28 protein-coding genes are annotated in these 23,830 nt (G+C 59.8%); 15 read left to right on the top strand and 13 right to left on the bottom strand.

Translation table 11 applies throughout. The annotated features are described in order from the left end of the window. Positions 1-13: 13 nt before the first annotated feature. A complete protein-coding gene (locus tag BN1012_RS15445; protein WP_081826528.1) occupies positions 14-1,840 on the bottom strand; it encodes an arylsulfatase in 1,827 nt (608 codons plus the stop codon). A gap of 150 nt (positions 1,841-1,990) precedes the next feature. After that, positions 1,991-2,371 carry a DUF4345 family protein gene (locus tag BN1012_RS15440; RefSeq protein ID WP_043950279.1) on the bottom strand — a complete coding sequence of 127 codons (381 nt, stop codon included), beginning with the start codon at positions 2,369-2,371 and terminating at the stop codon, positions 1,991-1,993. Positions 2,372-2,591: 220 nt separating this feature from the next. On the opposite strand from BN1012_RS15440, the gene yghU reads away from it, so the two are divergent. From yghU to BN1012_RS17535, 3 genes are all read left to right on the top strand, one after another. Continuing rightward, a complete protein-coding gene (gene yghU / locus BN1012_RS15435) occupies positions 2,592-3,467 on the top strand; it encodes a glutathione-dependent disulfide-bond oxidoreductase (RefSeq protein ID WP_043950278.1) in 876 nt (291 codons plus the stop codon). A 127-nt stretch (positions 3,468-3,594) separates the two neighbouring features. Then, complete coding sequence (locus tag BN1012_RS17680; RefSeq protein ID WP_171815872.1) at positions 3,595-4,002, top strand: enoyl-CoA hydratase-related protein; 408 nt, start codon at positions 3,595-3,597, stop codon at positions 4,000-4,002. Further along, a complete protein-coding gene (locus BN1012_RS17535) occupies positions 3,999-4,271 on the top strand; it encodes a Clp protease/crotonase-like domain-containing protein (protein WP_081826446.1) in 273 nt (90 codons plus the stop codon). Before BN1012_RS17680 ends, BN1012_RS17535 begins: the two co-directional genes overlap by 4 nt. 7 nt (positions 4,272-4,278) lie before the next feature. On the opposite strand, the gene BN1012_RS15425 is transcribed toward BN1012_RS17535, so the two are convergent. Together BN1012_RS15425 and BN1012_RS15420 are read right to left on the bottom strand one after the other, a co-directional pair. Further along, positions 4,279-5,256, bottom strand: coding sequence for a pyridoxamine 5'-phosphate oxidase family protein (locus BN1012_RS15425; RefSeq protein WP_043950277.1), 978 nt, complete (start codon positions 5,254-5,256; stop codon positions 4,279-4,281). A 79-nt stretch (positions 5,257-5,335) separates the two neighbouring features. Next, positions 5,336-5,947, bottom strand: a complete 612-nt coding sequence (locus tag BN1012_RS15420) for a glutathione S-transferase family protein (protein WP_197538380.1) — start codon at positions 5,945-5,947, stop codon at positions 5,336-5,338. 141 nt (positions 5,948-6,088) lie between these two features. Here BN1012_RS15420 and BN1012_RS15415 point away from each other — a divergent pair, with 141 nt between their 5' ends. Together BN1012_RS15415 and BN1012_RS15410 are read left to right on the top strand one after the other, a co-directional pair. After that, on the top strand, positions 6,089-6,976 hold the full coding sequence (locus BN1012_RS15415) for a LysR family transcriptional regulator (RefSeq protein WP_043950276.1): 888 nt from the start codon (positions 6,089-6,091) through the stop codon (positions 6,974-6,976). A 74-nt stretch (positions 6,977-7,050) separates the two neighbouring features. After that, complete coding sequence (locus BN1012_RS15410) at positions 7,051-7,836, top strand: alpha/beta hydrolase (protein ID WP_043950275.1); 786 nt, start codon at positions 7,051-7,053, stop codon at positions 7,834-7,836. Here the strand turns inward: BN1012_RS15410 and BN1012_RS15405 are convergent. Next, positions 7,833-8,738, bottom strand: coding sequence for a mechanosensitive ion channel family protein (locus tag BN1012_RS15405; protein ID WP_081826445.1), 906 nt, complete (start codon positions 8,736-8,738; stop codon positions 7,833-7,835). The genes BN1012_RS15410 and BN1012_RS15405 overlap by 4 nt on opposite strands. A gap of 237 nt (positions 8,739-8,975) precedes the next feature. On the opposite strand from BN1012_RS15405, the gene BN1012_RS15400 reads away from it, so the two are divergent. Then, the gene (locus BN1012_RS15400; RefSeq protein WP_043950274.1) at positions 8,976-10,592 is read left to right on the top strand and encodes a DUF3336 domain-containing protein; all 1,617 of its coding nucleotides are present in this window, start codon (positions 8,976-8,978) and stop codon (positions 10,590-10,592) included. Between the two features lie 20 nt (positions 10,593-10,612). Here the strand turns inward: BN1012_RS15400 and BN1012_RS15395 are convergent, their stop codons facing one another. Further along, the gene (locus BN1012_RS15395) at positions 10,613-11,476 is read right to left on the bottom strand and encodes a fatty acid desaturase family protein (RefSeq protein ID WP_043950273.1); all 864 of its coding nucleotides are present in this window, start codon (positions 11,474-11,476) and stop codon (positions 10,613-10,615) included. A gap of 236 nt (positions 11,477-11,712) precedes the next feature. On the opposite strand from BN1012_RS15395, the gene BN1012_RS15390 reads away from it, so the two are divergent. Then, positions 11,713-12,492 carry an SDR family NAD(P)-dependent oxidoreductase gene (locus BN1012_RS15390; protein ID WP_043950272.1) on the top strand — a complete coding sequence of 260 codons (780 nt, stop codon included), beginning with the start codon at positions 11,713-11,715 and terminating at the stop codon, positions 12,490-12,492. After that, the gene (locus tag BN1012_RS15385; RefSeq protein ID WP_043950271.1) at positions 12,493-13,332 is read left to right on the top strand and encodes a class I SAM-dependent methyltransferase; all 840 of its coding nucleotides are present in this window, start codon (positions 12,493-12,495) and stop codon (positions 13,330-13,332) included. 9 nt (positions 13,333-13,341) lie between these two features. Here the strand turns inward: BN1012_RS15385 and BN1012_RS15380 are convergent, their stop codons facing one another. Beyond that, complete coding sequence (locus BN1012_RS15380; protein WP_043951214.1) at positions 13,342-14,805, bottom strand: alpha-L-fucosidase; 1,464 nt, start codon at positions 14,803-14,805, stop codon at positions 13,342-13,344. 124 nt (positions 14,806-14,929) lie between these two features. Here BN1012_RS15380 and BN1012_RS15375 point away from each other — a divergent pair, with 124 nt between their 5' ends. Continuing rightward, positions 14,930-15,382, top strand: coding sequence for a group III truncated hemoglobin (locus BN1012_RS15375; protein WP_043950270.1), 453 nt, complete (start codon positions 14,930-14,932; stop codon positions 15,380-15,382). A gap of 9 nt (positions 15,383-15,391) precedes the next feature. Here BN1012_RS15375 and BN1012_RS15370 read toward each other — a convergent pair whose 3' ends face one another. Genes BN1012_RS15370 through BN1012_RS17145 form a run of 4 tightly spaced genes read right to left on the bottom strand, consistent with a single transcriptional unit; the run spans position 15,392 to position 18,397 of the window. Next, entirely contained in the window at positions 15,392-16,615 is a 1,224-nt protein-coding gene (locus BN1012_RS15370; RefSeq protein WP_043950269.1) for a metal-dependent hydrolase family protein, read from the bottom strand. A gap of 50 nt (positions 16,616-16,665) precedes the next feature. Continuing rightward, on the bottom strand, positions 16,666-17,574 hold the full coding sequence (locus BN1012_RS15365; protein WP_197538317.1) for a fatty acid desaturase: 909 nt from the start codon (positions 17,572-17,574) through the stop codon (positions 16,666-16,668). After that, positions 17,571-17,777, bottom strand: a complete 207-nt coding sequence (locus BN1012_RS15360; RefSeq protein ID WP_052535471.1) for a hypothetical protein — start codon at positions 17,775-17,777, stop codon at positions 17,571-17,573. The genes BN1012_RS15365 and BN1012_RS15360 overlap by 4 nt, the downstream gene beginning before the upstream one ends. Beyond that, positions 17,774-18,397 (bottom strand): TetR/AcrR family transcriptional regulator, encoded by a 624-nt coding sequence (locus tag BN1012_RS17145; RefSeq protein WP_052535470.1) that lies wholly within the window; start codon positions 18,395-18,397, stop codon positions 17,774-17,776. Before BN1012_RS17145 ends, BN1012_RS15360 begins: the two co-directional genes overlap by 4 nt. A gap of 145 nt (positions 18,398-18,542) precedes the next feature. Between BN1012_RS17145 and BN1012_RS15350 the strand changes: the two genes are divergently transcribed. Together BN1012_RS15350 and BN1012_RS15345 are read left to right on the top strand one after the other, a co-directional pair. Then, the gene (locus tag BN1012_RS15350) at positions 18,543-19,343 is read left to right on the top strand and encodes an acyl-CoA thioesterase (RefSeq protein WP_043950268.1); all 801 of its coding nucleotides are present in this window, start codon (positions 18,543-18,545) and stop codon (positions 19,341-19,343) included. An 11-nt stretch (positions 19,344-19,354) separates the two neighbouring features. After that, entirely contained in the window at positions 19,355-19,936 is a 582-nt protein-coding gene (locus BN1012_RS15345; RefSeq protein ID WP_081826443.1) for a DUF427 domain-containing protein, read from the top strand. Positions 19,937-20,003: 67 nt separating this feature from the next. On the opposite strand, the gene BN1012_RS15340 is transcribed toward BN1012_RS15345, so the two are convergent. Next, complete coding sequence (locus tag BN1012_RS15340; RefSeq protein WP_171815992.1) at positions 20,004-20,411, bottom strand: nuclear transport factor 2 family protein; 408 nt, start codon at positions 20,409-20,411, stop codon at positions 20,004-20,006. 106 nt (positions 20,412-20,517) lie between these two features. On the opposite strand from BN1012_RS15340, the gene BN1012_RS15335 reads away from it, so the two are divergent. Beyond that, positions 20,518-21,030, top strand: coding sequence for a MarR family winged helix-turn-helix transcriptional regulator (locus BN1012_RS15335; protein WP_043950266.1), 513 nt, complete (start codon positions 20,518-20,520; stop codon positions 21,028-21,030). A 57-nt stretch (positions 21,031-21,087) separates the two neighbouring features. Here BN1012_RS15335 and BN1012_RS15330 read toward each other — a convergent pair whose 3' ends face one another. Next, entirely contained in the window at positions 21,088-21,960 is an 873-nt protein-coding gene (locus BN1012_RS15330; RefSeq protein WP_043950265.1) for an MBL fold metallo-hydrolase, read from the bottom strand. A gap of 88 nt (positions 21,961-22,048) precedes the next feature. On the opposite strand from BN1012_RS15330, the gene BN1012_RS15325 reads away from it, so the two are divergent. From BN1012_RS15325 to BN1012_RS15315, 3 genes are read left to right on the top strand one after another with little or no spacing between them, the layout of a single operon-like run. Then, positions 22,049-22,432, top strand: a complete 384-nt coding sequence (locus BN1012_RS15325) for an ArsR/SmtB family transcription factor (RefSeq protein WP_197538316.1) — start codon at positions 22,049-22,051, stop codon at positions 22,430-22,432. Continuing rightward, entirely contained in the window at positions 22,429-22,977 is a 549-nt protein-coding gene (locus tag BN1012_RS15320) for a rhodanese family protein (protein WP_043950264.1), read from the top strand. Before BN1012_RS15325 ends, BN1012_RS15320 begins: the two co-directional genes overlap by 4 nt. Beyond that, positions 22,977-23,771, top strand: a complete 795-nt coding sequence (locus BN1012_RS15315; RefSeq protein ID WP_043950263.1) for a sulfite exporter TauE/SafE family protein — start codon at positions 22,977-22,979, stop codon at positions 23,769-23,771. Before BN1012_RS15320 ends, BN1012_RS15315 begins: the two co-directional genes overlap by 1 nt. The last annotated feature ends 59 nt before the right edge of the window (positions 23,772-23,830 follow it).

The following is a 23,830-nucleotide window of genomic DNA, read 5'->3' as shown; positions in this document are numbered from 1 at the left end:
CTCCTGCGATCTTCTAGCTCGTGCGGCTGCGCAGCACCCGCCACGTGCCAAAGAGTGCCCCGGCGATCAGTGCCAGGACCACAAGGGCGGCCACTGTGATCTGCCAGCCATATCGCTGAAAGATCTTCGTGCCGGTATTTCTGGTTATCTGCTGGACCGTGTCGTAGCCCGCGGGCATCTCCAGAACGCCCATCTCTTTTGAATAGGCATCGAAGGCTGCCAGCATGTCCCGCATGATTTCCAGCTGGCTTTCACTCAGATCCGTGGTCTCGCCGGGATCATCTGCCATGTTGAACAGGCGCCAGCGGCTGTCGCCGGCGGGCGGGTTGTTGCGGGTGATCTTGTAGTCGCCCTTGTAGAGCGCCGAGTTGCCGGAAACCTCCAAAGCGCGAATATCATCTTCGCCGTACACGCTGTCTGCGGCGCCTGTCAGAACAGGAAAGAGGCTGCGTCCGGTCATGGACACGGTGTCGTCTGCCAAGGCTGTTTTGGGAGCGCCAACAAGATCCAGCAATGTCGGCGTCAGGTCGGTCACCATGGCGGGTGAGTCAATGCGCATGGGTTCGACGCCGGGCCCGGAGATGATGAGCGGAACCCGGATGCCGCCTTCTGTTGTGTAGAACTTGAACAGGTCACCGGGGGATGCAGCTGCGTTGGCCCATTCCGGGCCGATGAAACCCCAGCTGCCAATTTCGCCCATGCCTTCCAGGTCCACATGGTAGCCATTGAAGCGCATCCAGAGCGCGAGGGTTGCGCTGTTGTCACCACGGTTTTGTTCCGGCCCATTGTCCGACGTCACCAGAAAAATCGTGTCGTCGAAGGTGCCTGCGTCTTTCAGGTGGTCCATGAAGCGGCCGATGTGGAAGTCCATGGCCTCAAGCATGCCGGCATTGGCCTCCATGCGTGCCGCGTAGAGTGCGCGGTCTTCCTCACTCAGGCTGTTCCAGTCGCGGCTGTCTGCCGGCATGGGCGCGATGGGCGCTCCTTCGCGAATCAGGCCAAGTTCCTGGGCGCGCTGGTAGCGTGTGTCACGCATGACATGCCACCCCTCGTCGAAGGTGCCCTTGTAGTTGGCTGTGAATTCGGCAGGTGCCTGAACGGGAACGTGGATGGCCTGAAACGGCAGATAGGCAAAGAACGGCTTGCTGGCATCCGTCGTGTCCAGATAGTCGATCATCTTGTCGACGAGATACTTTGAGGAATAAAAATCCTCGGGCAGGTCGTATGGCTTGCCGTCCTCGTACCACGGTGCCTCGTGGTAAAACGGCATGAACGACTTGTCTTCCCAGTTGTCGGCACCGGATGCGGCCAGGGCAAGTGACCGGTCGAAGCCGTGGTTCTGGGGCATTTCATCTTCGGTATGACCTAGATGCCACTTGCCACTCATCAATGTGCGATAGCCGACCGACCGCAGGCGATCTGCGATCGTGAGTACACCGGGCTCCAAAGACAGGGTGTAGCCTGGCTGGCCGCGATGCTCGTCGGGGATCACTTCCGGGATGGTGGCCACGCCGGTCTTGTGATTGTCGATCCCTGTGAGAAGCATGGCGCGGGTGGGCGCGCACAGGGGAGATGTCCGGTACTGGGTAAACATCGCGCCGCGCTCTGCCAGCGCGTCAATGTTCGGTGTGGCGGCTTCACCGCCAAAGGCGCCGAAATCCATCAGCGCCGCATCGTCCACCAGAATAACGACGATATTGGGCTGTTTTGCACTGGATTCGGCAGTGGTATCAGCGAGTGCTGCAGATATGCCAGGCCCTGATGAGACAAGGCTGACGCCCAAAACAGCTGCCACAAGGGCGCGGGTCTTAGAGCGTGGTTTTCGAGTTCCGGTGCGCATGGGAACGGGCTCCATCAATGCGATATAATTTAATGACATGCGTTAATGGCATTTATACTGTCATTATAATAGGCGCACGTCCAACGGAATCATATGTGGGAGATGCAATCAGCGCGTGCCGCCCATTGGGGGCAGCACGCGCCAGGATTGTTAGCGTCGGCCGAGGGTTCTGGCGCCGAAAACAAGTAACACCACAAGCACAGCTTCAATGATGATGGGCGTTTCCACGCCAGCTGGCGCGCCATCCATGACAACACCCAGGATGCGACCGATCAGAGCAAGGCCATAGAGAAGGGCTGCCCCATAGATTGCACCGGTGCGGCCGGCAAATAGGCCAAGGCCCGCAAACGTGGCAGCTGCCAGAAAGAATGCACCTATGTCGGCTCGGAAGGTGTTCATGCCAAGGTCCGGCAGGGCGGTGCCAAGGCCAAGCGTTACAGCTGAGGCTTCAGGTGTGAAAAAGGTCTGCAGACCCATAAGCAGTGAAAATGCAAAGACGAGGCCGACGGCGATACGGGCAATCCAGATCATTTTTTCCCCCTGCACTCATTTTACGAGCGCGCTTGTGTTTTTTTGATGTGGCGGAGTCTCGTGGGTTTTCCCTGTGGAGTCCATCTCGTGATTTGAAATCGGGCGTCCGGACCCTCACCTTGGTCAGTGAAAGCTTGCTCGACGCCTGCGCCGAGGCGTGATCACATACGGGCAACATTGAAGATATGCATATGAAGAACCAAACCGAAGGGAGCGCGCCATGAGCGACACCAATGAATACGTACCCCCAAAAATCTGGACATGGGACAAGGAAAGCGGTGGCCGTTTTGCGAACATCAACCGTCCGATTGCCGGGTCCACCCATGACAAGGATCTGCAGGTCGGCAAGCACCCCATGCAGCTTTACTCCCTGGGCACACCCAACGGCGTGAAGGTCACGGTGATGCTTGAGGAGCTGCTGGCCAAGGGTCATAGCGGTGCCGAGTATGATGCGTGGCTGGTCAATATCGGTGAAGGCGCGCAATTCAGCAGCGGCTTTGTGGGGGCCAACCCCAATTCCAAAATCCCCGCCCTGATGGACCACAGCACCACGCCGCCGACGCGGGTGTTTGAATCCGGATCCATCCTTTTGTACCTGGCTGAAAAGTTCGGTGAGTTCCTGCCCACGGAACACGTGGCGCGAACAGAGTGCCTGTCCTGGCTGTTCTGGCAGATGGGCAGCGCGCCGTATCTTGGCGGTGGCTTTGGACACTTCTATGCCTATGCGCCCATCAAGATCGAATACGCGATTGACCGCTTCGCCATGGAAGTGAAGCGCCAGCTTGATGTGCTGGATCGTCACCTTGCGGACAATGAGTACATGGCCGGCAAGGACTACACGATTGCCGACATGGCCATCTGGCCCTGGTATGGCGCTGTGGTGGCGAATGCTGCTTATGACGCTGCGGAATTCCTGCAGACACAGGAATACAAAAACGTTCAACGCTGGATGGATCTCGTGGGAGACCGGCCGGCCGTTCAGCGTGGCCGCATGGTCAACCGTGTATTTGGCGCACCGGAATCGCAGCTGCATGAGCGGCACGATGCCAGTGATTTTGACACCAAGACACAGGACAAGGTTGCTGCTGCCGAGTAGCGCTGCAGCCTGATTTGCAAAAACGAGAGATCGTTTGCCTTAAGGGGCCACTGGCATTTTGCCATGTGGCCCCTTATTAGTTCTATAAATGAACTTACACATTGGCAGCTATGCGAGGAGCACACTCATGAGCGTCACACTGGATATGAACGGCGACGTTGCGGTCATCACCATGAATGACGGCAAGGCAAACGCAGTGAACCCCGCGCTGCTTGAGGGTCTTGAGGCTGCCATGGACAAAGCGGAGGCCGATGCCAAGGCCGTCGTGCTGACCGGGAAACCCGGGCTGTTTTCTGCCGGTTTCGACCATCAAGCTGATGAATGGTGCCAGCCCTCGAAGAAGCTCATAGCGCTGGTCAATCGCGGCGGTGCGTTTGCCCTTCGGACTGTATGGCAACAAGCTGCTCGGCTGGTGGCTGCCTGTACAGGCCACTGCCATCAGCCATGGGTGTGTTTTTGCTGGCGGGCTGCGATACGCGTATTGGCGCGGCGGGCGAGTTTGCCATTGGCGCCAATGAAACGGTCAACGGCATGACGCTGCCGATCTTCGGCATTGAGCTGCCCCGCGCCCGCCTTGATCCGCGCTTCCTGACGGAAGCAATTGTGCAGGCAAAAATGTATGACCCGGAAGGGGCTGTGAAAGTCGGCTACCTTGATCAGGTGGTTGACGCCGACAAGGTGCTGGATACGGCAACCGGCATTGCGGCTCAGCTGGGCGAGCTGCCCAACGGCGCATACGCTGCCAACAAGATGCTCATCCGTGCACAGACGATTGCAACGATTGAAGCCAGCCTTAAAGGCTAACTGACGCTCAGCTATGCCGCCACGTGCCGTGCTTGATGGATTTTGGAGAGAATTCTCCAAAATCAAAACGCATGGGCAGCGCTTTGGGCCGGACCAGACCATGATCCAGGGTAAAGCGCCATGCGCGTCCGGCTGCCGGGAACTGGTCGACGTCTGGGCCGCTCCAGATGATCTCGACAGTCCCTGCCAGGTGGATCAGGCCGCCGGTCTCAAAATCTGGGAACAGCAACCCAGCCTTCGGGTTTTCCAGCAGGTTGCCCAGCGTGTTGAAGAAGTTGTTGCCGGCATAGTCCGGAATGGTCAGTGTACGGTTGTTTTCAACTTTGATGAAACCAGCCGCTCCGCCACGGTGCGACACGTCTACGCCGCTGCTGAGCGTGCGAGGCGTGTGGGATCTTGTTGATGAAGCGACAAAGAAGGTGTCCGCGCGCTCGACCAATGTGCACAGGTCTCCTTCCAGGGATGTGACGCGGACAGGCGTTTCCACATGAGGTGCATCGGGATCGCGGGTTTCAATCAGGGCCCGGGTCTGGATGTATTGCGGGCAATTCCCAAAGCTCTGATCAATGGCAAGGTGCACGTATTCCTTTGCGTGGCCCTCAACACGCGCTGTGAAACGATTCCGGCGTCGGGTGTCCAGCTCTATGCCGAGCCCTCCGACCGGTGCCCCGTTGGAAAGTGCGGCGAGGGCTGGATCTGCCGCAGGCAGGTGCGTCGCAATTTCGAGTGTGCGGTCCGTCGGGCTTTGTATGAAACCTTTTGAGCCTGCAAGCATCGTTGCCCATGGCTGGCCCGAACTATCCTGTGTGCCCAACACGACAAATGGCAGTTGCTCATAGAAGTCGCGATGTTCCGCCGGCATGTGATCGCGAATGAATTTCGCACCGATGACTGCCATGCGTTCATCGACGCCGAGCCTTCTTTGAACTGCAATTTCACCTGCGTGAAACGGCGATACTGCCTGTGGCTGATTAAGGTCGGTCATTGGTGGTTCCTTCCTGCGATACTTGGTGGAAATGGGAGCGGGGCGGCTGGCACAACACCGCCTTCCCCGCTCGGTTTCACTAGGCTGCCAATGCAATGGGTGTGGCCTTCATGGCGACAAAGCCGGGCAGATCTTCGATGCGCTTCAGCCACGCGCGGAGATGGGGATATGGCTCAAGCGAGACGTCGCCTTCGGGCGCGTGGGCGATGTAGCTGTAGCCTGCGACGTCGGCGATTGTTGCGTCCGCACCAGCGAGCCAGTCACGTGTGGCGAGTTCCTGCTCCATCACGTCAAACAGCGCATAGGCGATACTTTTGGTGCGCTCATGATCGAGCGGTGCCTTGAAGAGGGTGACCAGACGTGCCGCAGCCGGTCCGAATGCGACGGGTCCTGCCGCGATCGATAGCCAGCGCTGCACCTGCGCTGCTTTTACGGCGTCTTCGGGGAGCCAGGTCTGGTTGCCATATTTCTTGGCGAGATAGACGAGGATGGCATTTGAGTCCGAAACGATGACGCCGTTGTCGTCGATGACCGGCAGCTGAGCGAAGCTGTTGAGCGCTCGAAACGCGTTCGTCTTGTGAGCGCCGGACATCAAGTCCACGTCAACAAGCTCGTGATCAAGGCCGAGGAGGGACAGGAACAGTTCCACGCGATGGGCGTGGCCGGAGAGTTCGTGGCGGTAAAGTTTGATCATGGTGTCGGTCTTCCCTGTAAGCGCCTGAATGTTGGCGACTTGAAACAACAGGGGGAAGATGACGCCTCACTGAAACATTGATAATCCCGCACTAATCCGAAAGACTGTCAACGAAACAGTGACAGTGAGATTTGGCGAATGGACACGCTTGAGGCCATGCGGATTTTTGCGGTGGTTGCTGAACAGGGCAGCTTTTCTGCGGCGGCACGGCAACTGGGCCTGTCGAAAGCGCTGACCAGCAAGAAGGTTGCCCAGCTTGAAGAGTATCTGGGTGTGCGGCTTCTCAACAGGACCACCCGGCATGTGGGTCTGACGGAAACCGGGGCCGCCTATCGCGAACGGTGCGCGGCTCTTGTGGCCGAGGTGGACGAAGCCCATGACATGGTGCGCAGTCGGCATGGGGCTCCACGCGGGTCCTTGAGGGTCGCAGCGCCGCGCGCCTTTGGCGAGGATGTGCTGATACCTTCGCTGCCCTCCTTTATGGAGGCCTATCCTGATATTGCGATAGAGCTGACGCTTGATGAGCGGCGGGTCGATATCATCGGTGAAGGGTATGATGTGGCTGTCCGGGTCGATGACATGCCCGACTCCAGTTTGATCATCCGGAAGGTCACCGACTTTCCTTTCCTGGTCTGCGCCTCCCCCGCCTATCTGGAAGCGGCTGGCATGCCACAGCATCCTGACGATCTGGCTACCCACAGCTGCGTCATTCTCTCCTCCGTCAATCCGACCGGGCAATGGAGCTTCAATATTGATGGCGACGTGATGCGGGTGCAGGTACCCGTCAGGATTAAGGTCAATACCGCGCGCGGTGTTGCAACACTGGTGCGTGCCGGTATGGGTGTCGGGCTTTGTCTTTGGTCCACCGTGCGAGAAGATCTCAAGGCAGGCCGACTTGTGCAGGTGCTTGAGGATTACGACTACTATGACCGCAGTATCTATGCAGCTTACCCGCACAGTCGACACCTGTCGGGCAAGGTGCGCGTGTTTGTTGATCATCTGATTGATCATTGCCGGAAGGCGTAAACGCATACTTCTCTGCCAGGTAATTGTGTGCCCGGTGCCAGCGTCCATGCTGGACGTCACATTAAGAGGACGCCATGACACTCGAACTGATTTCTCGCGGCGCAGCGACGCCGGGCCGCCCGCAGCTCCTGTTTCTCCATGGCGGGTTTCATGATGCCCGGTGCTGGGACCATCACTTTCTTCCATGGTTTGCAGAGCAGGGATGGGCTGCGCATGCCATGAGCACCCGGGGTCATGGTCAAAGTCCCGGCGATCTTGCCAGGGACCAGCCGGGCATGGATGACTTTGTTGATGATGTGAACGAGGTGATTGCGCAGCTGGGTGGCGATGTCGTCCTCATCGGTCACTCGCTTGGCGGCGTCCTTGCGCAGATGGTCCGTGTCCGGAGCACGTCCGTCGTTGGTGCGGTCCTGCTGGCCTCTTCCCCCATGAGACCTTCCATGAGTGTCGCGTGGCGCATGCTGCGTCAGCACCCCGTGGCACTCTACAAGGCGCAGGTGAAAGGGGACTTTGAGGGCGGGCTGCCCGCCTTCATCTCGTTTTTCTACGGCAACAATCTCGATCCGGAGCTGAAGGCCAAATACATCACCGAGCTAAGTGGCGAATCTCCGCGCGCCATGCATGAGATTTTTAAGAGGCCCGCACCTGACACGCCGGACCTTGAGACAAGGCCGGTGCTTGTGGTGGCCGGCAGTGATGACTGGTCCATCCCCATGCGCGACCAGGAGTGGCTGGCGAAGACCTTTGAGGCTCCTTTGAAAGTTGTGACCGGCGCCCACAATCTGATGCTGGACCCTGCATGGGAAGAAAGTGCCGAGACGATCAATGCCTGGCTCGATGGCCGCTTTGGTGCGGGCTAGCCGCCGTCCGAGCCGCTGGCCGAGCCGGTGTCCGTGGCGGCTTCCTGCTTGAGGGTCAGGGGTTCCTTGAAGGTCAACGTCCGATACGGGAATGGAATCTCAATGCCTGCTTCGTCCAAGGCACGCTTCACGCTGGCGACAACTTCGTCGCGTGATTTGCGGACATCAACAGGCTTGGAACCCGTCCACCAGGTCACTTCAAAATCGATGCTCGACGCCCCAAAGGCTTCGGCAAAGACCTGAACCGGTTCGTTGGTCCGCACCGTCTTGCAGGCCTCCACGGCCTTGGTGATCACGTCGCGTGACTGATCCACGTCTTCGTCGTACGCCACACCCGCACTGATCGTCACCCGCCTTATGTCACGGTCGGTTCTGATCTCGACCGGGTTTCGGAACAACATGCCGTTGGGCATGACCACGAGCTGGCCGTCCGTGCGCCGTACATGGGTGTCGCGAATTGAAATCTTCTCGACGCGGCCCTCCACGCCGTCGCATTCCATGTAATCGCCAATACGCATGGGGCGGCGGTAGAGGATGAGTATTCCCGCCATGAAGTTCTCAAAGATGTCCTTGAAGGCAAACCCGATGGCCAGCGAACCAATGCCGAGTGCTGCAATCATGTCGCCCGGGGTAATGGTCGGGAACACGACAATGGCAGCAACCACCAGCCCCACGACCCATATGCCAATGCTCAGCAGGTTGCTCATCAGTTCAACAAGCGACGGCCGCATACGGCTCGACGGCAACGCTCGGTGAACGAGCTTGTTGGCCAGCTTGGAGATGGCCCAGGTGATGATGAGGATGACGATGGCCAGGCCGATCTGCGGCAGAAGCGCAATCAGTCCACGGACCATGTCCAGAATGTTGGTGATAAGAATGTCTATCGGTTGAATGTCGCCCATGCCTTCCCGCGCCGGGGGAGCCCCCACTTGGTTGTAATACCCGATCTGTAGAACCCGTAACCGGTGTTTTTGTTCCCAAGGACCATGAAAATTTGCACAGGGCAAAACCGCTAAGTCACTGATTTCATGGCCATTTAGTATGTCGAGCTGATGGGTTGTTGTGTCGCAGCCGTTTGAATGCACTGCAACATGCCCGAGCCGTGTAATATGGCGGCAAGAGCAGAGAGGACAGCTTGCATGTTCAATGGCCTGAGCAAGATTGAAGACGCGATGGCAGCTGCGGAAACCCATGCTGAATGGGCCGAAGCTGCCAAGGATCATGACGCCAAAACCGGTATGGACCGGTGGAAGCGAATGGATCAGACCCGCCTTTACGACCATGTCGAAATTCGGTCACGTCTGGACCGCCTGCGCGAACTGCGCGCGCGTCACGATGATGTGGGCCTGCTGTTTGCGCTCAACGAAGGCATCCACGGCAACATGGGCGGCATGGGCAAGCCCTTGTTGTACACGCGTGCCAAGTTCGGCACGAAGAAGCTGATCTGTGACTATGTGGATGAAATCACATCTGCGATCGAGCATCTTGCTGCTCTGGATACGGATGAAATCTCTCTTGATGAAAAGGTCGATTTCTTCCGCCGTGCCAGCCATTGCTTCGGCCGCACAGCATTGATGCTGTCGGGCGGTGGTATTCTGGGCAACTACCATATGGGCGTCATCAAGGCGCTGGTCGAGCATGACCTGCTGCCAACTGTCGTCTCCGGCTCAAGCGCCGGATCCATTGTGGCGGCTGTGATCGGCACCAACAGCGATGCGCAATTGCAGCGTTTGATTGCCGAGCCAGCATTGGCGCTTGAAGCCCGCCGGGAAGCCAACTGGTTTGACCGCGCCCTTTGGGGACGCCACCCGCAGCTTGATATCAGGGAAGTCGAAGAGATGATCGCGCGGCTGGTCCCCGATCTGACTTTCCAGGAAGCATTTGAGAAGACCGGGCGTCACATCAATGTGTCTGTGGCGCCTGCCGAGATGCATCAGACATCCCGACTGCTGAACGCGATCACGTCTCCAAATGTCTATGTGCGGAAGGCCATTCTGGCCTCCAGTGCGGTGCCGGGCGTGTTCCCGCCGGTGATGCTGGAAGCGAAATCTGTAGGCGGTGAACGGCAGCCTTACCTGCCGACACGCAAATGGGTGGATGGGTCTGTCCATGATGATCTGCCAGCCAAGCGGCTGATGCGCCTTTATGGTGTGAACCATTTCGTGGTGTCGATGGTCAATCCTCTGGTGATCCCGTGGATACGTGACCCCAAAACCGAAAGTGGCTTCACGGCGATGATCTCGCAGCAGGCGGAGCGCTGGGTGAAGGAAATCATCCGGGGCGGTGTCTCGGTCACCCAGACTTTCACGCGCAACCGGCCGCGGCTCAACTTCATTCTGTCGATGTTCTCATCGATCGCGACGCAGACCTATACAGGCGATATCAACATCATTCCTGCCGCCCGGTTGTTTGACCCGCGCAAGCTGTTGTCGCATCCGACGCAGGAAGAAGTGATGTCGTTCGTGGAAGAGGGTGAACGGGCGACCTGGCCGAAGCTTGAAATGATCCGCATCTGTACCAAGATCAGCCGAACCCTAGACCGGGTTCTTGCTGAGTATGATGCGCTTGAAATCGAGCTGACCGCTGAAAGCGCTGGCGTCCAGAAGGCGGAGCGCAGTGCCCGGTCCAGCACACGCGGCCGGACCGCAGGTGCGCCCCCGCGGCCGGCAGCCAAAGGTAGGAAGGCAACCTCCAAGGCTGCCACCAAGACCAAAGCCAAGCCCCGTCGCAAACCCGCTGCCTCATCTGCTGCCTAGGGCAGTGATCTAGCCCAGACCTACCCTAGTGGCCTGGCCACAGGCATGCCGGCGTCCTGAATGTCCGTCCGTGTTTCTCGGTAGAACGCGCGGTACTTGGTGAAGGGTATGCGGGGGAAGGCGTGGTGCACGCCGTGATAGTTCTGCTGCACATAGGCCCAGGTCACCAGCGTGTCGAGCCAGCCGGGGAAGACAAACACGCGGGTGTTTTCAAACCTGGCGCGGGCCTTGTGCGGCGTATGCACGAAATAGTCGAACAACAGGCCCAGCGTCATGGCCGCCAGCATGGCGGGTATTGCGTAGCCGAACAGCGCCAGCTTCCAATCCACAAACACCGCTATCGCCACCAGCACCAGCGTTGAGACTGTGGTGTCGCGCAGGCCAATCCAATAGGCACGGCGCATGCGCTTGTCGTCCCAGTGGCGGCGGCAGAACAAAAAATACCCGTTGAAGATCGTCAGGCTGCGGAGCATCGTCATCAGCCAGTTGGATCCCTTCACCCAATGGTCGGGATCATGTTCGGGGTCATTGGTGTTGCGATGGTGCGTGAGGTGGATCGTGCGATGCATCTCATAGGAGTGAGACAGAAAGAACGCGGACAATGTGCCGATCGCCTGGTTGATCCATGCCAGGTCCTGGCGGCCGCCGGTGATGTTCTGGTGCACGGCCTCATGCAGTGCGGTGTAGCTCAGATACACGCTCACATAGATCACGATGGCCACCGCCCAGAGCGGGACCAGATCCAAAGCGCCGAGGGTCATGACCGTGATGATGACCGCCGCAGCCCCAAGTGACAGGGCGATGGTCTGCCAGACGACCCCGCCGATCATGGCATGGGCAGTGGTGGCCATGGCGTCGCTGTGGGGTTTGAGCTCAGGCAGCATTCAGGACATCTCCGGGCATGACACACGGCAGCGACACGCGCCGACATGAGTACATATTGGGGCATATATGTTGCGCTGCAACGGCTGGAGCACCGCAGGTCATTGTGCGGAGTTATACTCCGCAAATGGATGGCTGTCATGCACGCCACACTTCCCGGGGCATTTGCCGCTGATCGTGGGGACCGGTAAGGATGGGGCATCAGAAATCAACGAAAACACGACAGGGAGATATTTGAATGGCTGAAGCGATAGAGGCGCCGCGTTTTTCATCGGACCTATCGGGCCGCGTGGCTCTGGTGACCGGCACGACGTCGGGACTGGGCAAACGGTTTGCCCATGTGCTGGCCCAAAGTGGCGCAAAGGTAGTGTTGACCGGGCGCCGGGTTGAGCGGCTGGAAGAGGTCAAAGCCCAGATTGAAGGTCTCGGTGGTACGGCTATCGCGCTGCCGCTGGACATGACCGATGCGGACAACATCAAGAAAGTCGTGGACGATGCGGAAGCAGCGTTTGGGACGGTGGACATCCTCATCAACAATGCCGGCATTCCCGATGCGCAGCGGGCGCACAAGATGGAAGTCGATCTGATTGACCGGGTCATCGATACCAATCTGCGCGGTCCCTACATCCTTGCAGCTGAAGTCGCCAAACGGCTGATCGCAGCTGAAAAGCCCGGCCGCATCGTCAACATCGCATCGGTCGCTGCCTACCGCTATGACGGCAATGGCGCGGCGCTTTATTCCATCACCAAGCGGGCGATTGCGCGCATGTCCGAGGCGCTGGCTGTTGAGTGGGCGCGCTACAACATCAATGTCAACGGCATCGCTCCGGGCGCCTTCATGACGGAAATGCTCGAAGGCATGCTTGAGCGGATGGGCGACTTTTCAAAGCACTTTCCCCGCAAGCGCATCTGCACTGCCGAGCAGATGGATTCGACTTTGCTGTTCCTGCTGTCGCCGTCGTCTGAATGTGTCACCGGGACTGTGATCACCGTGGACGACGGACAGGGTGGCAGATAGATGACTGCAATCAATCAGGATCAAAAAGAGTTCTGGAACGGCAATGGCGGCTCAAGCTGGGTTTCCGGTCAGGAAGAGATGGATCGCTTCCTTGCTCCGTTTACGGAGCAGTTGATGACACACGCCGTGCCCGCAAAAGGTGAACGGGTTCTCGACATTGGTTGCGGCACCGGCGATACATCGCTAAAGGCCGCCGCCGCGGTGGGCGCATCCGGCTCAGTTCATGGCGTCGACATATCCCAGCCCATGCTGAACCTGGCCGAAAGCCGTGCAGCAGGTCAGGGCGCAAGCCATGCGAGTTTTGCTGAGGGCGACGCGCAGACGGACACGCTGGGTGACGCTGCTGATCTGGTGATCTCGCGCTTCGGTGTCATGTTCTTTGAAGAACCGACAGTGGCGTTCAAGAACATTCATGCCCACACCAAGCCCGGCGGGCGGATGGTGTTCATCTGCTGGCAGCCGGTGCGTGAAAACGAGTGGGTGCACATTGGTCTTGGTATCGCCAAGAAGCATGTGGAATTCCCACCGCCGCCGGACCCTTATGCGCCGGGTCCCTTTGCCTTTGCAGACATTGAGCGGACCCTCGGCATTCTGGGCGATGCGGGATGGTCCAATGCCAAGGCAGAACCGTTTGCGACCAAGCTCAACCAGGGCAGCTCTGCGCGTGATGCTGCGGAAAGTCTGATGCTTCGCGGGCCGATCTCGCGGGTGATGATGGACAAGACCGACGCTGAAAAGGAAGCGGTGCTGAGCGACCTGACAGACGCCATGGAAGCCAAGATGGTGGACAGCAAGGTGTTGCTTGGTGCTGGCGTCTGGATTGTGTCCGCCACCGCCTGACCTAAAGTGTCAGGTCGCAGGGTGGGGAATCGCCAAAGTCCACGCGGGGTCTGCATCGGTCTTTGCTGGCAGGGTAAGCGTCACACTGGTGGCGTTGCCCTGCCACTGCACCGGGCCATGACCCAACAGATTAATATGTGTATCGGCTGTCACCGGCAGGTCGCTGATGGTGAGTTGTTGTGGTCTGGTTGCGGACAGGACATGGGCATAGAGCGCTGTGTCTGTGCAGGTGAAGCGCACATCCAGAGTTTCACCGTCGGCAATGGCTTTGCCTTCCGCGCGCGTCCAAGGCCGCGTCCCGTAGACCCCTTGGCTGTTGCGTGTGATCCAGTTGCCAAATGCATCCAGCCGCGTTGTCTGCTCTTTTGGAATTGTACCGTTGTCTCCGCGTGGGCCGACGTTCAGCAGCAGGTTGCCGTTCTTTGACACGGCATCGGCAAATCCGTGCACAATCTCTTCGGCGCTCAGATAGTCCGCATCTGTATCATTGCGGTTGAAGCCGAATGAATGGCTCATGCCGCGCGTGGCTTCCCATTTGTTCTGCGCGATGTCGCTGAAGGTTGCGTATTCGGGGGTTTGAAAATCAAAGTGCGGCGGTTTGGGTGGGGTTATCCCCTTGCTGGCTGACTCAGACTGCATCCGTTTTCTGACGGCGCGGTCAAAGCTGCGCCGCACCGGCGGCAGGCGCATCAATGCTGTTTTCCAGGATTGCGGCATCCAGCGGTCATTGACCACGCCGTCATCAATCTCGTTGTAGTAGTCCGCAAACAGTTGCAGTTGTGGCGCGAGCGGTGTCGGCCATGAAATGTCGTTCCACAGGATGGACGGGCGATAGCGCTCTATCAGCTCTCGCACCTGAGCCGTCGCGTAGGCTGGATACTTGCCTCGTGGTGCAGAGCTGATGAATTCGCCCAGCGTGCGCAGTGGCTTGGGGTTGAACGACCAGTCGATGCCACCGGAGTAGTAGAGTCCGTAGCGCATACCACGGGCGCGCACGGCCTCACCTAGTTCTCCCACAATGTCGCGCCTGGAATACCAGTTGTCGCGCTTGGGGTTTTTCACGTCGGAAGGCCACAGGCAGAACCCGTCATGGTGCTTGGTTACCAGCACCACATATTTGGCGCCGGCACGGGCAAACTGGTCCGCCCAGGCATCCGGGTCCCATTGGTCGATGGTCTCAAGAAACGGGTCGCGAAAATCCGAGTAGGGCATGTTGCCATACATCTCGGCGTGAAACTTGGCCGAGGGCGTTCCGGGAACCTTGATGGCGTTCTCGTACCACTCGGTGTAGGGCGTCATGGCGACGGCCTTGTCGAAATGGTCGCGAAAAATCTCGCCGATGCTGCCGCTTGATCCGGCAAAGGCGGGAATGGCCCACATGCCCCAGTGAATGAAAATCCCGAACTTGGCGTCGTCATACCATTGGGGCACCGGGTGGGCGTTCAGCGAGGCTAGCGTTGGCTCATAGGTCATGGGCGTCATTATGGCAGGCGGAGCCCATCTGCCAAGGCGCGACCTTATGCGGGTTTGGCAATCGTGCGGCACAATGCACACTGCCGGGCACGCGGATTTGAACAGAGCTGCAGGAGATCATCGGATGACGGAAACCCGCCTGCGCACAGCTGAGGAGCGGCGCAAGGACATTCAGGACAATGCAGCGTCGCTGGGCATTGATGATGCCTTCATCGACCTGCTCGTCGAGACGTTCTACGGACGCATCCGTGATGACGCGACACTGGGCCCAATCTTCAATGCGGCGATCGGTGACAATTGGGGTCCGCATCTGGCGACCATGAAAGATTTCTGGGCGTCAGTCGCCATGAATGCAGGGCGCTATTCAGGCAAGCCGGTTCCAGCGCACCAAAAGCACACGGCCATTCAAAAAGAACACTTTGCCATCTGGCTCGGCCTGTTCCGGCAAACACTGGAAGAGCTGTCCGGGTCCCCGAAGACTGTCGCCTATTTCATGGAGCGGGCGGAGCGGATTGCGCGGAGCCTGCAACTGGCGCTGTTCGGCATACCCGGTCTCAATCGATCCCCGTCTATCTGAGCGATCGTCTTACCGTGCGACGGGCTGCCCTGCCTGCAGGATGTGGGCGAAATTGTTTTCCGGGTCTGCCATGACGTTGATGTCGTCCAGCGGATTTTTCCTGGCAATGACGATGTCACCGGCCGCTTGGGGTGCCACCACACCTATGGTGCCTTCAAGGCGGCATAGCTGCGGGTTCACTACATACATGGCGTGAAGAATGTCTGCCGCTGACAGAGCTTCTGCGCGAATGGAAAACTCGCGGTTCTGCATTCCCTGCGTTTCACCGATCAGATCCGTGCCAAAGCCCATGGTGACGCCCGCCTGCTTGGCAATTTCCAGGGACGCAATGCCTGCGTCGGCAACGACCTTGTTCTTGTCGATGTTGGTCTGCGGCAGGCCGAGCTGTTTGCCGACCTCCTGCATGGCCAGATAGGTCACGAGGGTCGGTACCAGCACCGCGTCTGCTGCGGCCATCTTGGTTGCCGCGTCCGCATCAATCAGGTTGCCATGCTCAATGGTGTGCACACCATTTGTCACGGCCATGGAAATGGATTGCGGGCTGTAGGCATGGGCGGCCACATAGGTGTGCCGGTGCTGCGCTTCCTGCACCACGGTGCGGATCTCTTCGGGTGTGTACTGGATCGAGTCCAGCGGGTCAGACGGTGTGGCGACGCCGCCGGACACGTGAATTTTCAGGAAGTCGACGCCGTCACGCAGATTGTGCCGCGCTGCCTTGCGCACGGCTTCGACGCCATCCGCCACAATGCCGAAGGCAGTGTGCCGCATCTCGCACGCACAGGTCGGAACGGGACGGGGGCCACCTTCCGCATCCGCGTGGCCACCGGTCTGGGACAGCATGCGCCCTGCATGAAAAATCCGCGGGCCGGGAATGGCACCGGTCCGGATCGCGCGCATGAGGCCCGACACATCGCCGCCAATGTCGCGCACGGTTGTAAAGCCCCGCGCCAGTGTCTCGCGGGCCAGCTTGGTCATGGCGATGCCGTATTCGACCTCGGACCATGTGGCGAGCTTGCTGAAATCCAGGGTCGCCAGACGAAAATGCACATGGGTATCAATGAGACCAGGCAGGACAAACAGTCCGGCGGCGTCAATGTCGAGATCAGCTTTCGCGCCTGGGGCCGCTGTGCCCACATCCACAATCACACCATCTTCTATGACCACGGTCTGCTCGCCGGTCATTTTCATGGATGCGGTGTCGAGCACATGGCCGTTGCGGATGATCGTTCTCATGTTGGGGTGTTCCTGCGTGCTGAAATTTTCTGGTTAGCGCACAGTCTAGCCTAAAGTCCGCCCAGATCGCAGCCGCGTTCTTCGAGGATGGGTTTCAGTTCCCGGTAGGCGGGCATGTTCTTGTGCAGCGGGATCGAAGGGTGCAGGTGATGGATGATGTGATACTCCATCCCCATGGCGAGGATGTTGCCGAACCTGTATTTGAAGGCGCGGGTGTCCTTGTAGCGGCCGGTCTGTTCACCGGGATGGTGCGGCGCCCAGCTGAGAAGCAACTGGATGTAGGTCAGGCCAAGATGGCGCGGCAACCACCAAAGCAGCAGGGCCTCCAAAGCAAAGCCACTCCAGGCGAGGGCTGTGAGTATGCCCCAATAAGCGAGATTCATCGCAAGGGCTTCTATGCGGGCCCGGGCGGCAGCTTCTCCGCCAATCCGGTCAAGAGCAGCTGCATAGGCTGTATTCTGGCCGGCCCCGTTGCGATTAATCCGGGCACGGAAGGATTTTGATATGGCGGGCCACCACCCCTCTGCTGTCACGCCGTAGTCCGGGTCGAGCTCTGGGTTGTTGGTGTGGGCGTGGTGCTCAAGATGGGTCAAACGTGCCGTTCGGTACGGCAGCAACATGGGGATGGTTGAAACATGGCCAACCAGTTCGTTGAGCCAGCGCAGCGACGTGTTGGGGCGTGCGATGTTGTTGTGCTGTGCTTCGTGGGACGGCAGATAGCAGATGGTCACGCACAGGCTCGCCAGGATGAAACCTGCCCATAGTGGCAGGGTGCCGGTCATGACCAGCGGCCAAAGGGCCAGCCAGAAGGCAAAGTTGCCCAGTCCCCAGAAGACAATGCGCCAGGGCGTGCCGCCGGTGTATTTCTTGGCGATGGCAAATTCCTGCCGGCGCAGTTCCGCGTCGCGCTCATGGGTCAGGGTGGTTGTGCTGGTTGCTGCGTTCATCATGGTGCTCATACCCAGCTTCCTTTCACATAGGCGTAGCTGCCCCAGCCAAGGCCCGCAACGAGGCCAATGGCGATGGGTGGCAGTCCGAAGGGCTGCGTAATGTCTGCGGCAATCATGAGTTCAGAAAACACCGGTGCCAGAAAGGCGACGCCAAACAGGATCGGCCCGATGGCGAACAGGTTTTTCAGGGTGGCGAGGATCATGTCCTTCATGATGCATCTCCCTTGCTCGAGTTTGAGGGTGTGCTGGTAGGCGCCACGACCAGGTCGATCACTTCATCGCCAAGGGCGATGGGATCGATGCCGGCGAGCAAACTCTTGTCCATGACGTTGGTCAGGAGTTGCGAGATGCCATTGGCAGCAGCTGTGGAATAGAGAACCGCGAATTCGGGGGTCTTGCCGGGCAGCCAGCCAGCGGCCTGGGCGGCCCTGGCTGCGTCAAGCAGGCGGGTCATGTAGGCGGCATGCATGTCCACCAGCTCCTTGTCTGATCTGTCACGCACATCCGGGTGTGTCATGGCCCTGAAATAGGCAGGCCGGGCAAGAGCAAAGTGGACAAGGGCCTTGCCGATGGCGTTATAGCGGGCCATGGGGTCGCTGCCGGCGCGATCTGTGGCGGCGTCGAGCTCGGCAATGAGAACGCCGAAGCTTTCTTTTGCCAACGCCTTGATGAGGGAGGTCTTGTCCTTGAAGTGACGGGCAGGGGCGGAGTGCGATACGCCAAGGTCGCGGGCCAGCGCCCGCAGGCTCAGCTTCTCAATGCCGTCGCTGGCAATGACTTCCGCAGCGCGCTGAATGAGGTCCTTGCGCAGGCTTCCATGGTGATAAGACACAGATCGCTCCCTATGTAGACGATGCCAACATAAGAACGCACATGTATGTTGTCAATGTCTACATAGAAGCCGACAATGGGGCCGTACCTTGTTTCTTCAGGGAATCGGGCCAAGTCTTGCGCAAACAGACCGAAAGCAGACCCTCATGCTCACGACACTTGAACATCTGACCACCAAATTTGAGCGTGACGGCGACGCCACCATCTACACGCTGACAGATGACTGGCTGCAGGGCCGGGCTGCCTTTGGCGGCCTTGTTGCTGCACTCGGTCTGATGGCGGCCCGCCACCTGGCGGCACCGGACCGCCGGTTGCGGGCGCTGCAGACGACCTTTGTGCGTCCGTCCGGACCCGGGGCGCTGCGCTTTGAGCCCTCAATGGAGCGCGACGGGCGCAACCTCACGCAGATCCGGGCCATCGGGTTCCAGAACGGCGAGCGTGTGGCCACGACACGGGCGATCTTTGGTCTGCCTTTAGACGGTGTGGATCGCGTGCCGCCGCCGGTTCCGCCGGCTGATACGCCGGGACCGGATACCATTGAGGCTGCGCCCTATGTGGATGGGCTGATGCCCAAGTTCCTGCAGCATTTCGAGTTTCGCTGGGTGCGCGGGGCCATTCCCTACTCAGGGTCAACGGAGACGGACAGCCTTACATGGCTGCGTGCCCGCGATGGCCAGATAGGTCTTGAAGCCTTGAGTGTTCTGTTCTCAGACGCCATTCCATCACCTGCCATCGGCGTGATGCCGGGGCTTGCCAAGTCCAGCACCGTGGCGTGGTCGGTCTCCTTGTTCGAGCCGCCCAAACCGGTTGATGAAAGCGGCTGGTGGCTCATTCACACCAAGCTGACGTCGCTTCGTGACGGCTTTGGCCACCACGTCACAACGTTGTGGACGCCCGAAGGGCAGGCGGCGGCGGTCAGCGAGCAGACCCTCGCTGTTTATCCGTAGGCGGACCAAGCATGACAAAGATACCGGACAAACAATGGCTGCTGGACCGCGTGAGTGCGGGGCGCAATGCCTGGCGCAACAGCGAGCGGCCAGCGCAGATCGATCCTGTGGCGCCGGGCGAGGAATCTGTCTGGGACTATCCGCGCCCTCCCGAAGTGCGCGGCGCCATGGGACCGGTGCGCGTTCAGCACGCGGGGCAGGTGATCGCGAAAAGTGACCGGGCCCTGCGTGTGGTCGAGACGGCCGGCGCGCCGGTGTACTTCGTGCCGCCGGAGGATGTCGTGGATGGCGTGCTGCACGAGACCGACTATGTGACGGTCTGCGAGTGGAAAGGGGCAGCTGTGCACCATGACCTGGTGCTGCCCGGCGCGCGCGTCGAGCATGCAGCCTTCACTTATCCCGAGCCGCTGGATGATCTTGATCCCAACATGGCCCGCATTGCCGGGTGGATAGCGTTTTATCCCGCCCGCGTTGACGCATGCTTTGTCGGCAAGGAACAGGTAACGCCGCAGCCCGGCGGATATTATGCCGGGTGGGTGACGTCCGCCATCAAGGGGCCCATCAAGGGCGCCCCCGGCACGCAGAGCTGGTAGGTCAAACCACTCTGCCTTGTGCCGTGTGCCCCGTGCCCAGTGCCTTTTCGCTAAGGCCGCGGCTGTCTCATTCAGGCGTGTACTCGATGCCGCCGCGGCCCTCGGGCGTCAGCACAGCGGAATCGAAGATCACATGTTCTTCCACCGCCATACCATCCTTGATGCGAAAGCGATCCACACCGCGATAGGTCCGTTGCGACCCATGCACTGTCGCGACGGTTTCCCACGAGATGTAGAGCATGTCGCCGTTGCCCGCGCAGTCCATCGGTGTGACTTTCACCCCTTCCAGCGCCGCCAGGGTCTGGCCCATGAAGGCAGCATAGGTTTTGCCATCCATGTGCCCTGCGCCGGTGAAATGAATTTGTGCATCTGGTGCGATGAGTTCGGCCACCCGCTCACCTGACGGTGCCGCCCAGAACGACTGGAAGCGCTTGTAGAAGTCGCGATGTTCGGCGCTGAGGGTTTCATTAGACATGCAAATTGCATCCTTCTTTTTCAGTGAGACAGAGACACGTCTAATTATGTGCGCTGCGCACATATAGTCAATTGAAAAATGTGCATAGCGCACGTATCCTGCGTACATGCTGAATCGAACCGCCAATCTGCTCGGTGCTTTAGGGCTTGCCGTTGCTGACCGTATCGAGAACGTCGCGCTCGACGTGATGAACCGCGCAGGCGAAACGCCTGCCGCCCTTATTGTGATCGGAAGCGGCGCGGGGCCGTCGAACGACCAGCTCAAGCGCATTCTGGGTCTGTCCCATCCCGGCACCGTGCGGCTGGTGGATCGGCTTGCGGCCGATGGGTTGGTCGAGCGCCGCGCAGGCAAGGACAAGCGGTCCGTCGCGCTCTTTCTTACGGAAAAAGGGACTGCTGCGTGTGATGACCTGCTCGCGGGCCGTCTGGCGACGATTGCGCAGCTGCTGAGCCCGCTGGACGAACAAGAGCAGGATGTATTTGCCGCGTTGCTGCACAAGCTCCTGGCCGCAATCCCGGACAGCGATCTGGACCGGTGTCACCTGTGCCGCATGTGCGACAACAGCGTGTGCACCGATTGCCCCATTCCCGCTGATTTCAGGCAAGAGATGGCGACCTGACGGTAGCGCGACCGAGTTGGCGGGAGACAGGCAACCCCGTGCATGGGCAGGGACCGTCTATGCAGCAGGCTCGACCGGGATGCGCAGATAGGTTGTGCCGTTGTCGTCCGGTGGCGGCATGTGCCCGGCGCGAATGTTGACCTGAACCGATGGCAGCAACAGCCGGGGCGCCGGCAGACCGGCATCGCGGCTGTTGCGCATGGCGACAAACTCAGCCTCGCTGGTTCCTTCATGCACATGCACGTTGCGGGCACGCTGGTCGGCCACGGTGGTTTCCCACGCATGCGCCTTCCGGCCGTTGTCGGGCAAGTAGTCGTGACACATGAACAGGCGCGTTTGCGGCGGCAAGGACAAAATGCGCTGAATGGATGTGTAGAGCGCGCGGGCGTCGCCGCCGGGAAAGTCCGCCCGAGCCGTGCCGTAGTCCGGCATGAACAGCGTGTCGCCAACAAAGACCGCACCGCCAATACGATACGACACGCAGGCGGGTGTGTGTCCGGGCGTGTGCATCACGTCCACAGTGAGCGCGCCGACGGTCAGCGTGTCGCCGTCACTCAGCAGCCGATCAAACTCAGACCCGGTGCCGGTTACGTCCTTGGCGGCAAACACCGGTGCGAAGATCTGCTGCACCTGGGTGATGTGTTCGCCGATGGCGATGGGGGCGCCGGTCTTTTCCTTGAGATAGGGCGCTGCGGACAGATGGTCGGCATGGGCATGGGTCTCAAGTATCCACTCGACTTTGAGGCCGCGTTCGCTTGCCGCATCGAGGATCGCCTGGGCTCCGGCGGTGTGGAACGTGCCGCCTGCGTGGTCATAGTCCAGGACCGGGTCGATGATAACCGCCGCCGGGCCATCCGGCTCGGACACCAAATAGCTCACCGTGTTGGTCTGGGTATCAAAGAAGGCCTGCACGTCCGGGCGCGTTGTCATGCTGCTCTCCACATTCTCGAGGTCATGTTGCTTGACATATATATTAGTAATCCCTAATTTAGCAATATCTAATATATAAGGATGCAGAATGAGCTTTGCGACAAAGGCACCTGCCGGCCAGTCGGCCACGGGGCAGGCGCAGGACATGGCCGCGAAGGCGGCGGAAGCCGCCGCCTTTATCAAGGCGATGTCCAATGAGCGGCGTTTGCTGGTGCTGTGTCGGCTGATTGAGGTGGGGGAGGCATCGGTTGGCTCGCTTGCCTCTGACGTGGGGCTTTCCCAGTCGGCGTTGTCTCAGCATCTGGCGTTGCTGCGCGACGACGGCATGGTTGAAACGCGGCGTGAGGCCCAGTCGGTGCTCTACCGCATCAGCGATATCCGTGTGGAGCGGCTGGTGATGCTGCTGCACGAGATGTTCTGCCCGCCGGAAACCACGTCTGCTCCCCCAGTACGAAAAGGACGAAAGTCATGACGCTTCATCCAATTACCCCTGAAGATGCAAAGCTGCGTGTTGCCCAGGGCACACGCCTCATTGATGTGCGCGAGCGTGACGAGCATCTGCGCGAGCGCATTGCCGGTGCAAGCTGTATTCCCGCCTCAAAGTTGCCGCAGGTGCTTGAGGGCGACGAGGGCGATGTCATCTTCCATTGCCGGTCCGGCAATCGCACACAGGCCCTTGCAGGCATTCTGTCAGCCTCAGCCTCCGGCAAGGCCTATGTCCTTGAAGGGGGTCTGGATGCCTGGAAGAAGGCTGGTCTTGCTGTTGAGAAAACGCCCAAGGCCCCGCTTGAGATCATGCGCCAGGTGCAGATGACGGCCGGTGGCCTCGTGCTGCTGGGTGTCCTGCTCGGCTATCTCGTTTCTCCCGGCTTCTTTGGTCTGTCTGCCTTTGTCGGTGCGGGGCTGTTCTTTGCTGGTGCCTCAGGCTGGTGCGGCATGGCGCGGTTGCTGGCGTTGATGCCCTGGAACCGGGCGCCTGAACTGTCTGCGTCTGACACGGCAGGGGCCAACGCGTAATGGAGGCCTTTCTGGCGGACCCGGGCATGCTGGCGCTTGCCAGCGGCGTGGGTGTGCTTGTGGGGTTCGTCCTCGGGCTGGTGGGCGGCGGTGGATCGATCCTCGCCGTTCCGCTTCTGCTCTATGTGGTCGGCGTGGCAAGCCCGCATATGGCCATTGGCACGGCTGCCGTTGGCGTCGCGGCCAATGCGGCGTCAGGTCTTGTGGCGCATGCGCGTGCGGGGACCGTCAAATGGCGCTGCGCCGTCGTGTTCAGCATTGCCGGTATCATTGGTGCTTACGTAGGCTCCAGCATTGGCAAGGCAATCGACGGCGACGTGCTGCTGGCCGCATTTGGCGGCGCGATGATCGCGATCGGCATCTGGACACTTCTGCCCAAGTCTAGTGAGGACCAGCCGGATGTCCGTTTGACGCTGCAGTCTGCACGCGACCTGCTGCCCCGTCTCATTCCGTTCGGGTTTGGCGCGGGGAGCGCCGCCGGGTTTTTTGGTATTGGCGGTGGTTTTCTGATCGCGCCGGGATTGATGGCGGCGACACATATGCCCATGCGCATCGCCGTTGGGACGTCGCTTGTGGCCGTTCTGGCGTTTGGCGCAACGACGGCTGCGAACTATGCCGTGTCCGGCCTGGTCAACTGGCCGGTCGCGGTGGCGATGATTGCAGGCGGTGTTGTGGGCGGGCTGGCCGGGCAACGCGCCTCCAAGGCCCTGGGCCAATCGGGCAATCTACTGACCCTTGTCTTTGCGGCGCTGGTGATGGGCGTCGGCGGTTTCATCATCTGGCAGGCGCTCTAACGCAAAACACCCGGCCTCCACAGTGTGGGGACCGGGTGCTGCCACTGCACGTATATGCT

The sequence above is a fragment of the Candidatus Phaeomarinobacter ectocarpi genome (assembly GCF_000689395.1).
Taxonomy (GTDB): domain Bacteria; phylum Pseudomonadota; class Alphaproteobacteria; order CGMCC-115125; family CGMCC-115125; genus Pyruvatibacter; species Pyruvatibacter ectocarpi.
This window is presented reverse-complemented; position numbering and strand designations above follow the sequence as displayed.

Excerpts from the sequence above, each read along its gene's own strand:
- BN1012_RS15445 (WP_081826528.1), bottom strand. The coding sequence starts at position 1,840 with ATGCGCACCGGAACTCGAAAACCACGCTCTAAGACCCGCGCCCTTGTG.
- BN1012_RS15440 (WP_043950279.1), bottom strand. The coding sequence starts at position 2,371 with ATGATCTGGATTGCCCGTATCGCCGTCGGCCTCGTCTTTGCATTTTCA.
- yghU (WP_043950278.1), top strand. The coding sequence starts at position 2,592 with ATGAGCGACACCAATGAATACGTACCCCCAAAAATCTGGACATGGGAC.
- BN1012_RS17680 (WP_171815872.1), top strand. The coding sequence starts at position 3,595 with ATGAGCGTCACACTGGATATGAACGGCGACGTTGCGGTCATCACCATG.
- BN1012_RS17535 (WP_081826446.1), top strand. The coding sequence starts at position 3,999 with ATGACGCTGCCGATCTTCGGCATTGAGCTGCCCCGCGCCCGCCTTGAT.
- BN1012_RS15425 (WP_043950277.1), bottom strand. The coding sequence starts at position 5,256 with ATGACCGACCTTAATCAGCCACAGGCAGTATCGCCGTTTCACGCAGGT.
- BN1012_RS15415 (WP_043950276.1), top strand. The coding sequence starts at position 6,089 with ATGGACACGCTTGAGGCCATGCGGATTTTTGCGGTGGTTGCTGAACAG.
- BN1012_RS15410 (WP_043950275.1), top strand. The coding sequence starts at position 7,051 with ATGACACTCGAACTGATTTCTCGCGGCGCAGCGACGCCGGGCCGCCCG.
- BN1012_RS15405 (WP_081826445.1), bottom strand. The coding sequence starts at position 8,738 with ATGGGCGACATTCAACCGATAGACATTCTTATCACCAACATTCTGGAC.
- BN1012_RS15400 (WP_043950274.1), top strand. The coding sequence starts at position 8,976 with ATGTTCAATGGCCTGAGCAAGATTGAAGACGCGATGGCAGCTGCGGAA.
- BN1012_RS15395 (WP_043950273.1), bottom strand. The coding sequence starts at position 11,476 with ATGCTGCCTGAGCTCAAACCCCACAGCGACGCCATGGCCACCACTGCC.
- BN1012_RS15390 (WP_043950272.1), top strand. The coding sequence starts at position 11,713 with ATGGCTGAAGCGATAGAGGCGCCGCGTTTTTCATCGGACCTATCGGGC.
- BN1012_RS15385 (WP_043950271.1), top strand. The coding sequence starts at position 12,493 with ATGACTGCAATCAATCAGGATCAAAAAGAGTTCTGGAACGGCAATGGC.
- BN1012_RS15380 (WP_043951214.1), bottom strand. The coding sequence starts at position 14,805 with ATGACCTATGAGCCAACGCTAGCCTCGCTGAACGCCCACCCGGTGCCC.
- BN1012_RS15375 (WP_043950270.1), top strand. The coding sequence starts at position 14,930 with ATGACGGAAACCCGCCTGCGCACAGCTGAGGAGCGGCGCAAGGACATT.
- BN1012_RS15370 (WP_043950269.1), bottom strand. The coding sequence starts at position 16,615 with ATGAGAACGATCATCCGCAACGGCCATGTGCTCGACACCGCATCCATG.
- BN1012_RS15365 (WP_197538317.1), bottom strand. The coding sequence starts at position 17,574 with ATGAGCACCATGATGAACGCAGCAACCAGCACAACCACCCTGACCCAT.
- BN1012_RS15360 (WP_052535471.1), bottom strand. The coding sequence starts at position 17,777 with ATGAAGGACATGATCCTCGCCACCCTGAAAAACCTGTTCGCCATCGGG.
- BN1012_RS15350 (WP_043950268.1), top strand. The coding sequence starts at position 18,543 with ATGCTCACGACACTTGAACATCTGACCACCAAATTTGAGCGTGACGGC.
- BN1012_RS15345 (WP_081826443.1), top strand. The coding sequence starts at position 19,355 with ATGACAAAGATACCGGACAAACAATGGCTGCTGGACCGCGTGAGTGCG.
- BN1012_RS15340 (WP_171815992.1), bottom strand. The coding sequence starts at position 20,411 with ATGTCTAATGAAACCCTCAGCGCCGAACATCGCGACTTCTACAAGCGC.
- BN1012_RS15335 (WP_043950266.1), top strand. The coding sequence starts at position 20,518 with ATGCTGAATCGAACCGCCAATCTGCTCGGTGCTTTAGGGCTTGCCGTT.
- BN1012_RS15330 (WP_043950265.1), bottom strand. The coding sequence starts at position 21,960 with ATGACAACGCGCCCGGACGTGCAGGCCTTCTTTGATACCCAGACCAAC.
- BN1012_RS15325 (WP_197538316.1), top strand. The coding sequence starts at position 22,049 with ATGAGCTTTGCGACAAAGGCACCTGCCGGCCAGTCGGCCACGGGGCAG.
- BN1012_RS15320 (WP_043950264.1), top strand. The coding sequence starts at position 22,429 with ATGACGCTTCATCCAATTACCCCTGAAGATGCAAAGCTGCGTGTTGCC.
- BN1012_RS15315 (WP_043950263.1), top strand. The coding sequence starts at position 22,977 with ATGGAGGCCTTTCTGGCGGACCCGGGCATGCTGGCGCTTGCCAGCGGC.